The following is a 15,040-nucleotide window of genomic DNA, read 5'->3' on the forward strand; positions in this document are numbered from 1 at the left end:
GGACGGAAATGTATCACAAGGGCATCGAAGGCTTTCCCTATTTCCTCGGCCTCCGGTCACTGGCCGATATCGCGACCCGCGACGACCGGGTCTGCGTACTCAACATCCTCGGCGGCGAGTCGCGCACGGTCACGCCGACCAGCCACGCCTTCTCCGGCGGCAACGTGGTCTTCGGCACCTCGCCCGGCCGCGGCGGGCAGGTGCTGAAGACGCCCGTGGGCGACATCCCGGTCTTCAACAACGTGCGCGAGGGGCTCGACGCCGGCCACGCCTTCGACACCGGCGTCGTCTACCTGCCGCCGTCGGGCGTGCGCGACGGCGTGGCCGAGCTCGTGCGGGTGAACCCGGGCTTGCGCAAGATCGTCATCATCACCGAGAAGATCGCGGTGCACGACGCCCGCGAGATTCGGGCGATGGCTCAGGCGAACGGCATCGATATCATCGGCGGCAACTGCCTCGGCGTCGCCGATTCGTGGAACCGCGTGCGCATCGGCGGCGCGCTCGGCGGCGACAAGCCGGAGGAGTCGCTGCTCAAAGGCTCGGTCGCGATCTTCTCGAACTCCGGCGGCTTCACCACGACGATCGCTCAGTATCTCGGCACTGCGGGCTGGGGCACGACGACGCTCGTCTCCTCCGGCAAAGACGTCTACATCCACTACGCCGCGCCCGACTTCGCCCACGCCTTTGGCAACGACGACCGTTCCAAGGCGGCGGTGCTCTATGCCGAACCCGGCGGCTACTACGAGCAGGGCATCGACTGGACGAAGCCCGTCGTCGCCTGCGTAGTCGGCCGCTGGAAGTCGAAGCTGACCCGTGCCGTCGGGCATGCCGGCGCGATGGCCGGCACGGGCGACAGCGCCGAGGACAAGGAGCGCTGGTTCATGGAGGCCTTCGGCGTGCCTGGCCTCTTCACGCCCGAGAACCCGGTCGTGTCCGCGAAGGGCGCCGTCGTCACCAACATCGCCGACATCCCCGCCGCCCTCACCGCGGTGATGGCGCTCAACGGCGCCGCGCCCGACTTCGCGCCGCGTGGGGACCTCGCGCTAAAGCCCTGGGTCGCCAACGACCAGGGCCTGCGGCTGCCGCCCGAACTCGCCATGCCGGCCGTCACCGCGCCCGAGCCCTACGCCGGCCAGATCGCCGCGCTCGGCGCCCAGGTCGGGGCGGTGGTTGCGCGGCAGAACATGAAGGACAAGTCCGGCGCGGCGGTCATGGACCCGAAAACCCAGGTGACGAGCGTGCACGGCCATTCAGTGCTCGATCTCGCGCTTGAGCCGCTGGAGGCGACCTTCGCCCTGCCGCTCGTGCACGAGATCGCCACCGAGAACGACCGGGCGATACTCGACGTCGCGGTCGCAGCCGAGGTCAACCTAGTCGGCGACCCGATCCTTGTCGCCGCCGACGCGGCGCGGGAGGCCGGCAATGCTCCGAATGCGGTGATGGCAACCGCCGCCGCCATCGTCGGGCCGAAGCGCGTGGAGCGGGCGCTCGGCTGTACCAGGGCACTGATCGGGCTCTTCGCCCATTCTGGCCTTAGGGACGGGCGCGACGAGGAATTCGACGCCTCGGGGATTGTCTGCGACGACGCCACCCGGGCGCTGTTCCTGGCCACCGAGGCCGAGGCAGCCGACCCGCGTCCAGAGGCCATGCTGGCGGCGATCGCGGCCCGCGGCGGCAGGTCGGCGTTCCTGAAGTTCCTTGGGGGCCTCGGCGGCCGGTTGTCGCGGGACGCAATTCTCGCGGCCATCGCCACGACGATCGCCTGGGGGCCGCTGATGCGCAAGCGCATCTCGCGCCTTACCGCCGAGACACTGCCCTGGTACCTGCGGCTCTATGGCGTCATGGTCGGCGCGACGATCTCCGGCGAGCACCACCGGCCGGGCTCGCTATGGGGCATCCCCCGCGACGAGCGCTTTGGGCAATGGACGATGGCCGACCTCTGCTTCCTCGCCATGACTGGAAAGAAGCCCACCCCCGAGGAGGCGCTGCCGCTGCAGATGCTCGTCGGGCTCCTGATTTCGAACGGCCCTGGGTCGATCTCGGCTCAGGGTGCCAAGGGCGCGGTCTCGGCGGACGGGCCACAGACGCCCGCGCGCGTGCAGATCAACAAGGCGATGGTCGGCTTCCTTACCCATACCGGCTACAGCCACGGAGGCAACGGCTTCGAGGGCATGGCCTTCCTGCTCGAGCAATTCAAGGACACCAGGCTGACCGACCCCTCCGACCCAGCCCACGGCCTCGACCTGAAGGCGATGGCGACGGCGTTCGCGCGCACGTACCGCCGCGAGAAGGCCCAGGCCAAGGAGCTCGGCACTGAGGTCCGCGCGCTCCCCGGCGTCCACCACCCGGTCTTCAAAGGCAAGCCCGTCAACCACGATCCGCGCGAGCGCTTCATCGCGGAATTCATGGCGCGGCAAGGAAAGTACAACGTCTTCCACGCCTTCTACCGCGAGCTCGTCCAGGCACTCCACAGTCAGGGGGCCTCGCCCTACGTTTTCTGCGTCAACGTTGACGCGGTAATTGCGGCGCTGCTGCTGGCGCTGCTGTGGAAGGACTTCAAGTCCGGCACCCTGACCGAGCGCGACCTGGAGACCGCGGCCTTCACCGTCTTCCTATACGGTCGCATGATCGGCGCGGCCGCCGAGATCGACGACCACCTGAACCGCGGCCGCAACATGGACACACGCACCCCGCCCGCCGCCTGCGGCTTCGTGGTCTGATGGCGACCCCGCCCGCCACCAGCCCGCGGTCCGCACCATCGCGGCCTTGGCTTTGACTTTTAAGAATGACGGGAACCCACACTCTTAGCGGTCATTTGCTTCGCCCGAATGGATGTCCGGCTTTGGGGGTCGAGAGCGGCCTTACCTCCGCGTGAGGCTCGCAGCGGCAGATGTTCTCGTTCGTGCTCATTAGATCGCACAATGTATTCCGGTATTCCGTTGCTCAGTCCAGAACGGGTGCAGCTGAGAATCAGCAAAACCGCCGCAGCTAAGCTGCGGCGGTTCTCTAGATGGCCGGTTCCGCCGAAACAGACCGGCTTCGCAGACAGGTTTACGGCCTAGCATCCGGCCATCAGGCTGAGCGGGCAATCTCTCCGTCAAGCCGACGAACGTCCTTTTGCAGGTGTGCGTAGAATTCCTTTGGAATCATGCCACCGTGCAGGTCCGCCACCTGGACAGTTCGTGCGCGAATGTTGGCTTCCTCGCGCCGCAGCCGGTTAAAGGTCACTGCACTGAGTTCGCCCTCCGAGCGCTTGGTATCCATGCGGTGATTGGCAGCGCGAAGCTCTCCGAGAATATTGCTGAGCCGTGGTGTATGCACGGCGACGGATGCTGTGGTTTGGTATACCGGTACCGGCGGCGCTGTCCCGTCGTCGTCGCCGAATACCCCTTGGTAGTAATCCCCGTTTTCGGGGCCCCGCGAGGAAATGCCACGATCCTCGTGCCCATGATGGTTGGCTGCGAAGGCGCCGCCTGCGGCTATTGACAGGGCGAGAGCAGCGATTGCAGACGTCTTGATGAACGAGCGCATTTTTGAGTCTCCTAGAATTGGGGAAGCATGAGCTTCCAGTCGGGGCTGTCTCATACTGCCGCTTTGCGATCTTCGTTCAGCAGTATTCAGCCTCTAGAAAAAGAATATTTAGCCACCTACACTCTGTCATATTAATAATAATTAATATAATATAACTATTGTTCATCAAATATTCGCCGTATTTGCCGACAATTGGTATGCGTTATTAATGAATGTAGAGTGTTATTGTAAGACGTCGGCCGATGTGGGCGAAAAATAAAGATGTCTCCATCATTCGTCTCGATAAAAAAGGAGGGATCGCGACAGGCCGGGCAGTGAAAGTGTAATTTGTATCGTGCTTCTTCATGTATTCCTCAGAGTCGATGGAACCACCAGTCGTGCCCAGGTCTGCAGCGAAACAAGCACGGTCGGGACTCCCATAGTTGAACCCTCTCCGTTATTCCGGCCGGCTCCCCGCGATTGCATTTTTATCGATGCGCTGCAGATGGGTCGCCAGCTCAGTTAGTTGGTCGCGTATCTGCAGGATCTCGTTGCGCCGCAGTTCATCGAGTTTGTCGTGCAGCGCCAAAATCTCGATCTCAGCCTTGAGATTGACCTGATAGTCGTGCGCGGCATCCAGACGGTCGCGCGCTGCCTGCCGGTTCTGCGACATCATGATCACCGGCGCCTGAAGTGCAGCGAGCATCGACAGCACGAGGTTGAGCAGGATGTAAGGATACGGATCGAACTGGTCGCGCCCGAGCAGCAGGCTATTTCCGACAGTCCACAGCAACAGAAATGCCAAGGCGGCGAAGATGAACGTCCACGAGCCGCCTACCCGGGCGATTGCGTCCGCTACGCGTTCGCCAAATGTCAGTTCCTTCTCATAGGCCTCGTTGCGATCCCTGGAAACCGCGCGTTTCTCAATGGCGCTTTGCAAAACCGTCTGCTCGAGTTCAGTGAGGTCGCCTGGATCCTCATCCATCCAGCGGTCCGCCAGTTCGGTAATAGTCTTGTTTTGCATTCTCGTCTCCGCACTTCGAAGCAGCGATGTCAGTCACCGGGGAGAGATAGCTCCTGTCGGTAGTAGGGTTGCCATATCATCAAGCAAGCCACGTGCCAGTGCAGCAACACCCCGTTTCCGTTGAGAGTTCGGCCTTATTCACGTCGCCCAGCCCATTCTGACTTGGTGATTGCGCCCAGGTCATGGGTGACGACCACCAGCCTCAGGGGGTCCGTATGTGGGCGCTTCCGGCATTGTCGCGGCTGAGGACAGCCGGCTCAACGGCGAGCCGCGCGAGAGGCTCGCGATGAGCACGGCAAGGATCGCAGTGACGAAAATCCCATCGAATGTTCCGGCGCCACCGATCGAGGCGACGGGAGCGCCCAGCCCTCGCAGATTTCCGAGATTGAGCAGGTCTGCCCCGGCGAGGGTGCCGAGGCTGCCGCCGACGTAAGCAAGCGGCGCCGCATGTTGCCGGGAAAGCAGCAGAGCCACGAGACCGGTGCTGATCGCGGGAACGAACACCGGCAACGCAATGCCGAGGCCGGGCACCGGTCGAGCGAGCCAGTGGCAGACGGCGGCGACGACGGCGGTCGCCAGCAAGCCGCGGCCCCACAGCCCGTTTTTCGAAAGCAGATAGATCGACATCAATGTCGGGATGAGCGCCCCACCGACATTCACCGCGATGATGGTCCCAGGCCAATCGACGAAGACTGGCACGACGTAACGCATGCCGAAGTAATCCACCACTCGGCCGGAGAGGACTTCCTGACCAGGCAATTCCGCCAAAGGAAGATTGAGGTAGCTGCCGAGAAGGGAGCCGAGGAGAAGGAGCAGCGCAGCACGGGCGCTGATGCCCAGGCGTGTATACGCATATTGCAGCACTCCGAGCTGAATCAGCGCCACCAGAACAAGGAACGACAGCGCCAGGGCGGAAAAAAGAGGCGCAGGAAGAGGGAGGTAGTGAAGTTGGCTCAAATGCATCGAAGCCTCCTGATATACGGGCGAGTGTTCTGTCGGAATGGCCGGCACCGATTTGCCTCCATTCAACGGCTACCGCGCGCGGGCAACCGGAATGGCCCGCCACAGCATGGAAGCAAGCGCCGCGCCAGAGAGCTAAGCTTTTGGTTGGGTTAAGCTATTGGGGTGGGACAGGAGAGTGGAAGGTGGATATCCACCACTCATCGGTGGCTTGCGTGGCGCTCAGCGCGGCGCGTTCTGCCGCTGCAGGTCATGCCGAGCCATGCGGTACCGCAGGGTTTCGCGCGTGAGGCCAAGCCTCCGCGCTGCCGCCAGGACATTGTAGCCTTCGCGCTGCAGGATCGACTCCACTATCAACTTCTCCATCGCATCGAACGTCATGGAGCCGTCCAACGGAAGAGAGATGACGTCGCCTGCAGCCATCGTCTTCGCGAGGGTACCGCCCGGCGCGATCTGCAACCACTCGCCCGACAGCTCTTCGCCGGTGGAAAGAAGCACCGACCGCTCCACCACATTGCGCAGTTCGCGGACGTTTCCGGGCCAGTCGTATGCGGCAAGGAGCGCGCGCACGGATTGAGGAACGCGTTTAACCCGCTTGCCGGCAATCGCGTTGAACTCGCGAATGAGACCGTCGACGATCTCGTCGATGTCCGCCTTGCGGGCCCGCAATGGAGGCAGATCGAGCTGGAAAACGTTGAGCCGGTGATAGAGATCCGCCCGAAAGGCTTTTTCGGCCACGAGTTCCGGCAGATTTCGGTTGCTCGCCACCACGACATGCACGTCGACGGGTATCATCCGCTCGCCGCCGACTCGGCGGATTGCCTTGTCTTCGAGCGCCTTGAGGAGTTTTGCCTGAAGGTCGAGATCGAGTTCGCCGATCTCGTCGAGAAACAGTGTGCCTTCGCTCGCCTGTTCCATGAAGCCGCGATGGCTGCCTTTCGCTCCGGTAAAGGCACCGGCCTCATGGCCGAAAAGCTCGGACTCCACGAGGTCGCGCGGCAAGGCTGCGCAGTTAACCTCGACGAGGGGGCCGTCGGCGCGCGTGCCGCTGTGATGCAGGATCCGCGCCGCAAGGCCTTTGCCGGTGCCGGTCTCCCCCGAGATGATGACACTGCTGAGCGGGATTTGGCACAGCCTTTCAAGTGTATCGCGTACGCGCGCGGCATCCTTGCTGCGACCGATGAAGGCGGCCGGGATGTAGCGATTGCGCTGCTGCGAAGCTTCGTCGGCGATCCGCCTCTGGGCGCGCGCGCCGCGCCGTGCTGCGGCAACGATGCGCTCGAGCCGCTCCCGATCCATTGGCTTGGTCAGAAAGTCAAAGGCGCCGAGACGCTTGGCTCGCTCCGCATCCGGTGCCTCGCCGAAGCCGGTGAGGAATATCCATTCGCGGCTGTCGCCCTCGCCGCGGGCGCGTTCCAAGAGGTCGAGCGCGTTACCGTCGGGCAAGTGCAGATCCGACAGCACGACGAGCCCTTCATAGCCAGATCCGAAGACGAAAGAGCCCGCTTCCTCGAGGCTGCGGACGAGGCGCGTCCTCCAGCCCACGCGTTCGAAATATCGTTTGAGGTCGATGCCTAGCATGGCGTCGTCCTCGATGATCAGAAGCTCGTCACTCATCGTACTTCGACTTTCGGCGGCTGCGCGATCCTGGCTGTGGTTTGTTTACGCTACCTCCTACAGAGGTGGTTGAAAACCACCAATTGGCTGAAGTGGCCCAGATCCGAAAACCATCGCAGGCGGGACCGTGAAGGTTCGGCGATGCGGGTTTGCTTGGAAAAGCTGATCGAAAGCCCCAATCAGGCTGTTGGCCCGTTCCTTGATTGGTGATCCTGGTCCACGGCGGCAGCGCTGATGAGGCAAAAAGATGCCCGCCATCATCCGGGACAAACCGGCGCGCCGGGTCTGCGTCACATGATCGCGAGCGACGCCGCACCAACTCAGTGCCGCCGCGAACCGCCTAACCAGGAGGAAAACATGCCCATACTATCAGATCTGCGCTCCCTGACCTCGCCGCAGCGCAACGCCGTCGTCGCGAGTTTTCTTGGTTGGATGCTCGACGCATTCGACTTCTTCATCCTTGTCTTTGTCATGAAATATGTGGCTGAGGAATTCGGGACAGACATTGAACGGGTCACCATCGCTCTCACGCTGACGCTGGCCATGCGCCCCTTGGGAGCGCTCATCTTCGGCTACGCTGCCGACCGCTTTGGCCGCCGGCCGGTACTGATGGTCAACATCCTCCTCTATTCGGCACTTGAATTCGCGTCCGGCTTCGCACCGACCTTGACCATGCTCATCATTCTGCGAGCGCTCTATGGCATCGCGATGGGCGGTGAATGGGGCGTTGGGGCGTCATTGACGATGGAGACGATCCCGCCGAAGACTCGCGGCCTCGTTTCCGGGCTCCTACAGGCCGGCTACCCGGCGGGCTATCTCCTCGCCTCTCTTGCCTTCTACCTGCTTTTTCCGCTGGTCGGTTGGCGGGGCATGTTCATGATCGGCGTGCTGCCTGCGCTCATCGTGTTCTATGTCCGCTCGAATATCGACGAATCGCCAGTCTTCCTGGCGCGCCGCCAAAAGCCCGATCGGAGCGCCTTGTGGCGCACACTGCGGCGGCATGCGGGTTTGGCGATCTATACGATTCTCCTGATGACAGCCTTCAACTTCTTTAGCCACGGCACGCAGGATCTCTATCCAACCTTCCTCGAGGTGCAGCAAAAGTTCTCAACGACCACCGTTGGAGCGATCGCCGTGGTTTACAATATCGGCGCGATCTTTGGCGGCATCACCTTCGGCCTCTTGTCGGAAAGGATCGGCCGCCGGCGCGCTATCGTGTTCGCAGCCCTGCTTGCCATTCCCGTTATTCCGCTTTGGGTGTACTCATCCGGTCCGCTGCTGCTGGCGCTCGGCGCGTTCCTCATGCAGTTCGCTGTCCAGGGCGCATGGGGCATCATCCCCGCGCACCTTAACGAACTGTCGCCCGACGAAATCCGCGGCACGTTCCCGGGCGTCACCTATCAACTAGGCAACCTCCTCGCCTCCGCCAATGCAACTCTGCAGGCTGGGCTCGCCGAGCACTACAACGGTGACTATGCTTTCGCCCTTGCCATGGTCGTCGGCGTCGTCGCCGTCGCTGTTGTGCTTCTGGCCGGCTTCGGTGTGGAGGCGAAAGGAGTCGAATTCGGAAGAGCGCAAGACGATAATAGGAGCGGGGATAGCAGCCGGTTGGAAACAGACCCCGTCGCGTCGTCCTGATCGTGGAACCGTTGTGGAACATGTTTGCTGTGCGTAATGCCCGACCTCGATCAACAGTGAGCCGTGGCAGCTTGCAATCGCGCGGATTTGAAGGGGGAGTGCCAACATGATGTCGAGATATTCTCCTTCTCTCGCCGCCAGCCAACCCTTCCTTCTCGCGCTCGGCTTCGCGATCCTTGTGATGATCAGCGGAACATCCGTATGGTTGGTGGCCCAGTCGCGCGGTGATTCCAGGCAGGTGATCTGGACCCTCAACGCCAAGGAAAAACTTCTTGACTTGCAGGGTCAGATCTGGCGGGCCGAAAGCGATCAGCGCGGATTGCTGCTTACCGGAGCTGAACGTTATCGTGACGCCTTTCTCGCCGACCTGGAGGCGGTGAAGATTGCACTGGCTGAAGCGAAGGCGGCGCTATCTGGTAATGTGGGGAAGGAAAGCCGTCTGCCGCTTGTCACAAGGCTCGACGCGGCGGTAACGGCGGAACTCGCTCTTCTCGAAGAGGCCGTTGCCAAACGGGAAAGCGGCGAGCTCGAGCGTTCCCCCTCTCTTGGAAGTGATGCGCTGGTGCAGTCGCGAGCCGAGGACATTAGGACAAATGTTGCGCAGCTTGTCCGGCACGAACAGCAGTTGCTTTCACAAGCGATCGGCGCTTCGCAGAGCACGGCGCACTTGCTCCTGGTCGCGAGTCTTTTCGGGGCATCGCTGATCATTGCCTTGGCCGCGATCTCGGTCGCTCTGGTGCGTCACTCGACCGGACGGCTGAAGACTGCCCAGAGGGCGCTGGAAGAGGCAAACGAGTCACTCGAGGCAACCGTTGCGAAACGCACCGCCGAACTGCGGCAAGCCAATGAGGAAATCCAGCACTTCGCCCACATCGTAAGCCACGACTTGCGCTCCCCGCTTGTCAACATCATGGGCTTTACAGGTGAGCTGGAGGTCCTACGCAAGGAGCTCTTTGGACGCATTTCCTTGCTCAGAGCACGCCTTGAAGTCGATTCCGAACCGGATGAGCGGCTTGCGCACGAATTCGATGAAGCGCTGGGCTTTATCAAGAGCTCGATCACGCGCATGGATCGGCTGATCAAGGCCATTCTCAAGCTCACCCGCGAAGGCCGCCGCGAGCTCCGCCTGGAATTGATCGATATGACGGAGCTGGCCCGATCAGCGGCCGACGGCTTCAGTTACCAGGCGCAGGAGTCGGGGGCCTCAATCATCATCGAGTCCTTTCCGCCATGCGTCGGCGACCGCCTTGCTCTCGAGCAGATTTTCGCCAATCTCTTGGAGAACGCCCTGAAGTACCTTCGCGACGACACACCCGGCCAGATCCGGGTGACTGGTCGGGCGATGCCGTCGGAGGTCGTCTACGAGGTGAACGACAACGGACGCGGCATCGACCCGAAGGACCGCGAACGTATCTTCGAGATATTCCGCCGGTCAGGGCCCCAGGACCGTCCAGGGGAGGGAATTGGCCTCACATATGTACGCACTCTTGTCCGCCGCCTTGGCGGCGCCATTACCGTCCGTTCCGACCCTGGCCGCGGGAGCACCTTCACGATGACGCTGCCGCGCCACGCACTGAGCGCTTTGCCGGAGAGAAACCCATGACAACGCACGTCACGATCGTCATGATTGAGGACGATGAGGGCCACGCGCGCCTCATAGAGAAAAATATTAGGCGGGCCGGCGTACGCAACGACATTGTCGCGTTCCGCGACGGCACGAGCGCAATTGCCTATCTGTTCGGCCGGGATGGCGCGGGAACTGCGCATGCCGGCCGGGCACTGCTCATACTGCTCGACCTCAACCTGCCTGACATGTCGGGCGTCGATATTTTGAAACGCATCAAGGCAGACGAGCATCTGAAGCGCTCGCCCGTGGTGATTTTGACAACAACGGACGATCAGGACGAGATCAAGCGGTGCTATGATCTTGGCTGCAACGTCTACATCACCAAGCCGGTCGAATATGAAAGCTTCGCCCATTCCATCCGGCAATTGGGGCTCTTTTTCTCGGTCATACAAGTGGCGGAGAATTCGTGATGGCGCCCATCCGGCTCCTTTACATAGACGACGATCCCGCCCTTCGGCGCTTGGTCAGCAAGGAGTTCGAGCGGCACGGCTATAGCGTCCAGCTTGCAACGACAGGCGAGGAGGGGGTTCGCCGCTTGCGCGCAGGCGGGATCGATGTCGTGGCGCTCGATCACTACATGCCGGGGCAGGATGGGCTTCAGACCCTCGCTTCCATCCGCGTCGATCCTGAAGCTCCGCCGGTGGTATACGTGACCGGCTCGGACGAGGGTCGTGTGGCGATCGCCGCACTCAAGGCAGGCGCGGCAGACTACGTCATCAAGGATGTCGGGGGCGAGTTTCTCGCGCTGTTGCGGGTCGCGATTGAAGGTGCCCTGGCTCAGGCGAAGCTGCGGCGCGAGAAGGAGTCGGCGGAAGCGGAGGTCCGCGCCGCGCGTGATCGGTTCGAGTCGCTCGCGGCCGAAAGAGCCGTGCTGCTTCGCGAAGTGAACCATCGGGTCGGCAACAGTCTGCAACTCGTCTCTTCCTTCCTCCTGATGCAAAGCGACGTGAGCCATGATGCGCACGTAAAGGGAGCTCTCGCCTCCGCCTATGGCCGCGTGCTTGCTGTCGCCCAGGTGCACAAACGCCTCTATACGTCGGACGATGTGCGCACAGTCGCGCTCGACAACTATCTCCATGCGCTCGTCGCGGACATCGGCGCCTCCGCGAACGAGGAAGGCTGGCTCTCGCTTGCGGCCGATCCGGTCGTGATTGACCCGGACCGTGCGGTAGCGGTGGGCGTTATTGTGACCGAATTGATCATCAATGCGATGAAACACGCATACGCCTCCGGGAACGGTCCCGTTCGCGTGGCTCTGCATGCGTCGTCCGGAAGCGATATTCGCCTTTGCGTCGAGGACGATGGAACAGGTAGCCGATCGCGTTCCGCAGAGGGTTCCACGGGGCTTGGACAACTCATCATAGAGGCGATGGCGATGAAGCTCGGGGCCGTTGTGACCGTCCACGCAACCGACCGTGGAACGCGGGTCGTCATCGATTTTACCGGAGGCGATGCCACGGGAGTGGTGGATTAGCCCGATCCGAGTGGTTGATATCCACTGCCACTCGCGAATCACTCGGAAAACATCACGTAAAATCAATCATCTAGTATCTGGCACACCGTGTGCATCACCCTTGACAGCCGCGATCGGCAACTTCGACTTACTAGAAGGAAACACGTCATGGCCAGATCTGTAAAAACCAAGAACTCGCGGGCTCGCCGCTTGACGGCGGCTCTGGCGGCCCTTTCGTCCGTCTCCGTGCTGAGCCTCGCAGCGATCGTGATGGAACCCGTCGCGCTGCACCATCCTAATGCGCTCGGCTGGAATGCCGCCGCGCAGGCGGCGACACCGCCAGCCGCAGCCGAGCCGGGCGACTTTGCCGGCATCGTCGCGCGGGTGAAGCCTGCGGTCATTTCCGTGCGGGTGGAGCTTGATGGAACGCAACCGACCGCAGACGACGGTCAAGACGGTTCTCCCGATAGTGGCGGTGGAAGCGGGGTGATGATCGGGCAGGGCTCCGGCTTCTTCATCTCGGCGGACGGCTATGCCGTGACCAACAATCATGTCGTCGATCATGCCAAATTGGTCGAGGTCACGACCAATGACGGGCAGAATTACACGGCAAAGGTCGTTGGTACCGATCCGAAGACCGACCTCGCTTTGATCAAGGTCGAGGGCAGCGATTTTCCTCATGTCAAATTTGCCGAGGAGCGGCCACGTGTCGGTAATTGGGTTATCGCCATCGGCAATCCCTACGGCCTCGGCGGCACGGTGACGGCCGGCATCGTCTCCGCCGAAGGGCGCGATATCGGCGCCGGGCCCTATGACGATTTCATCCAGATCGATGCGCCGATTAATCGCGGCAATTCGGGCGGGCCGGCTTTCGACGTCAATGGCGATGTCATCGGCGTCAACACGGCGATCTTCTCGCCGTCCGGAGGTTCGGTCGGCATCGGCTTCGACATTCCGGCCGATACGGCGAAGGCGGTGATCGCTGAATTGAAGGACAAGGGCCATGTCACGCGCGGCTGGCTCGGCATCCAACAACAGCAGATCACCCCGGATATCGCCGACAGCCTCGGCCTGAAGCAGGCTAAGGGCGCGCTCATCGACGAGGCAGAGCCGAATGGCCCGGCGGCGAAGGCCGGCGTCAAGCCGGGCGATGTCGTTACCGCCGTCGACGGCACCGCGATCAACGATCCGCGTGAACTGGCGCAGAAGATCGGCAAGATGGCGCCAGGCAGTTCAGCGACTTTGACCGTGCTCCGCGATGGCGCAATGCAGGACATCTCGCTGACACTCGGCACGATGCCCGCCGATCGACCTCCTGAGGTCGTCGCGGCGAACGACAGCGGCAGCGTACCGCCCACCGAGCAAAATCTCGGTCTTCTGATTGCTCCGGCAAGCAAGGTCGCCGGTACCGACCAAAAAGGCATGGTCGTCGTCGCCGTCGATCCGAACGGGGAGGCCGCACAGCATGGTCTCTCCGCTGGCGACATCATCCTCGACGTCGGCGGCAAGGCGGTGTCGAATGCCAGGGATTTCCGCCAGGACCTGATGTCGCTCCGGAAGGAAGGCAAGTCTGCTGCGCTGGTGCGGATCCAGTCGGGCGGCACCACCCGTTTCGTCGCACTGCCTCTCGACCACGCGTAAGCCAGGCGCAGGCTCATTCCTAACGGGCCCGAACCCGGGGCTCGTTAGTTGTCTTGGATTGGAGGGACTCCAGCATATGCAGCCCGCACATGCGGGCTGCACCTAACCCCTCGATCTGCCGACCCAGTTCTTCTGAGATGCAGCGGGTGTCCACAGCTTTGTGGGCTCGGCGCGAGCCTCTGAATTCATGGAACCGGGTCCTTATCATAGAAGGGAATGAGCATGATCTCCTCATGCCTCGCTCCCGGAAAAGCGGAGTGCATGTAATGTATAGCCGTGTTGTCATCGCCATGGTCGCTCTCGGCTCGATGCTCGGCGGAATAGCGATCGCGCCGCTCGCGGCCAAGGTGCCGGCACTTCTCGCCACCGGCGACGGCGCCGGCACCGATCCACAGGGCTCAGGTGCACAGGGTTCGAGACAGCGGTCCAGCGGTAGCAAATCACCCGGCGGCGGCCCTCGGGGAGCGTCGGTCGAAGTCGCCGAAGTGAAAGCGCAGGACTTTCCCGTCGTCGTCAGAACCTTCGCCAATGTGAACGCTCCGGAGACCGTGACGGTCAACGCTCGCGTCTCGAGCCAGATCACCGAGATCCATGTCAAGGACGGTCAGATGGTCAAGGCGGGCGATCTCCTGTTCTCGCTCGACGATCGCGCCTTGAAGGCTGCACTCGACCGCGACCAGGCCATACTGGCGAAGGACACGGCCCTCCTGACCGATGCCGGAATCGAACTCGACCGGGCACGAACGCTGCGCGACGACAAAAGCGGCACGCAGCAGGCCTATGATACGGCGCTCGCCGCCCAGCAATCCGCCAAGGCGACCGTCGACGCGGATCAGGCGACTGTGGACGCGGACAAGGTGGCACTCAGCTATACGAGCATTCGTGCACCGATCGACGGCCGGCTCGGTGCCGTCCAGGTGACGATCGGCGATCTCGTCGGCACTTCCGGCAGCGGCTCGCCGACGAGCCTCGTCACCATCACCTCCATCGATCCGATCGAAGTCGCGTTCCACTTGCCGGAGGAATATCTGGAGAGCTTCAAGTCGCGGCTCGACGCCGGTTCCCCGCCGCAGGTCAAAGCGCGGCTGAGCGGTAGCGGCAAGGTCGTCGGCGCGGGCGTACTCGACTTCATCGATTCCGCCGTCGATACGGCGACAGGGACGGTGATGATGCGCGCCAAGTTCGACAATGGCGAACAGAAGCTGTGGCCGGGGCAATATGTCGAGGTCGACATCGAGCAAAAGACCCTGCCGCAAGCCGCTGTCATTCCCGCCGTTGCCGTCCAGACCGGCCAAAAAGGCGAATTCGTCTACCGGGTCACCCCCGAAGACACGGTCGAAGTTCGCCCGGTCGTCGTCGCGGCCAATGACGGCCAGGAGGCTGCGATCAGCTCGGGCCTTGCGGCGGGCGACACGGTGGTGACGGAGGGCCAGAACAATCTCAAGGCCGGTGACAAGGCGCGGGTTGCGGAGCAGCAGTGACTTCGGCCAGCGCGACGGGGCACAGCACCCGTCCGCCCCGATATTTTGAAGCCGCGGTCGAAGCGAGGTTCGCCGCAAGAGACGGAAAA

At 62.4% G+C, this 15,040-nt stretch carries 11 protein-coding genes; 7 read left to right on the forward strand and 4 right to left on the reverse strand.

What is annotated here, in order from left to right:
- The first annotated feature begins 8 nt into the window (after positions 1–8).
- Positions 9–2,720 (forward strand): CoA-binding protein, encoded by a 2,712-nt coding sequence (locus CO676_RS18860; RefSeq protein WP_097522216.1) that lies wholly within the window; start codon positions 9–11, stop codon positions 2,718–2,720.
- A gap of 352 nt (positions 2,721–3,072) precedes the next feature.
- On the opposite strand, the gene CO676_RS18865 is transcribed toward CO676_RS18860, so the two are convergent.
- The 4 genes from CO676_RS18865 to CO676_RS18880 form a co-directional block, all read right to left on the reverse strand.
- The gene (locus tag CO676_RS18865; RefSeq protein ID WP_097522217.1) at positions 3,073–3,531 is read right to left on the reverse strand and encodes a hypothetical protein; all 459 of its coding nucleotides are present in this window, start codon (positions 3,529–3,531) and stop codon (positions 3,073–3,075) included.
- 436 nt (positions 3,532–3,967) lie between these two features.
- On the reverse strand, positions 3,968–4,534 hold the full coding sequence (locus CO676_RS18870) for a DUF1003 domain-containing protein (protein ID WP_014766252.1): 567 nt from the start codon (positions 4,532–4,534) through the stop codon (positions 3,968–3,970).
- A 180-nt stretch (positions 4,535–4,714) separates the two neighbouring features.
- Entirely contained in the window at positions 4,715–5,497 is a 783-nt protein-coding gene (locus CO676_RS18875; protein ID WP_014766251.1) for a DUF1614 domain-containing protein, read from the reverse strand.
- A gap of 219 nt (positions 5,498–5,716) precedes the next feature.
- On the reverse strand, positions 5,717–7,111 hold the full coding sequence (locus tag CO676_RS18880) for a sigma-54 dependent transcriptional regulator (RefSeq protein ID WP_097522218.1): 1,395 nt from the start codon (positions 7,109–7,111) through the stop codon (positions 5,717–5,719).
- Positions 7,112–7,468: 357 nt separating this feature from the next.
- On the opposite strand from CO676_RS18880, the gene CO676_RS18885 reads away from it, so the two are divergent.
- From CO676_RS18885 to CO676_RS18910, 6 genes are all read left to right on the forward strand, one after another.
- Positions 7,469–8,749 carry an MFS transporter gene (locus CO676_RS18885; protein ID WP_097522219.1) on the forward strand — a complete coding sequence of 427 codons (1,281 nt, stop codon included), beginning with the start codon at positions 7,469–7,471 and terminating at the stop codon, positions 8,747–8,749.
- A gap of 106 nt (positions 8,750–8,855) precedes the next feature.
- Positions 8,856–10,352, forward strand: a complete 1,497-nt coding sequence (locus tag CO676_RS18890; protein ID WP_097522220.1) for an ATP-binding protein — start codon at positions 8,856–8,858, stop codon at positions 10,350–10,352.
- Complete coding sequence (locus tag CO676_RS18895) at positions 10,349–10,786, forward strand: response regulator (RefSeq protein WP_014766247.1); 438 nt, start codon at positions 10,349–10,351, stop codon at positions 10,784–10,786. Before CO676_RS18890 ends, CO676_RS18895 begins: the two co-directional genes overlap by 4 nt.
- The gene (locus tag CO676_RS18900; RefSeq protein WP_097522221.1) at positions 10,786–11,850 is read left to right on the forward strand and encodes a response regulator; all 1,065 of its coding nucleotides are present in this window, start codon (positions 10,786–10,788) and stop codon (positions 11,848–11,850) included. The genes CO676_RS18895 and CO676_RS18900 overlap by 1 nt, the downstream gene beginning before the upstream one ends.
- A gap of 147 nt (positions 11,851–11,997) precedes the next feature.
- Positions 11,998–13,470: a trypsin-like peptidase domain-containing protein gene (locus CO676_RS18905; RefSeq protein ID WP_097522222.1), complete on the forward strand. Its 1,473-nt coding sequence runs from the start codon at positions 11,998–12,000 to the stop codon at positions 13,468–13,470.
- Between the two features lie 266 nt (positions 13,471–13,736).
- Positions 13,737–14,951, forward strand: coding sequence for an efflux RND transporter periplasmic adaptor subunit (locus CO676_RS18910; protein WP_097522223.1), 1,215 nt, complete (start codon positions 13,737–13,739; stop codon positions 14,949–14,951).
- Positions 14,952–15,040: the final 89 nt, after the last annotated feature.

The organism is Sinorhizobium sp. BJ1 (assembly GCF_002531555.1).
GTDB lineage: Bacteria > Pseudomonadota > Alphaproteobacteria > Rhizobiales > Rhizobiaceae > Sinorhizobium > Sinorhizobium fredii_B.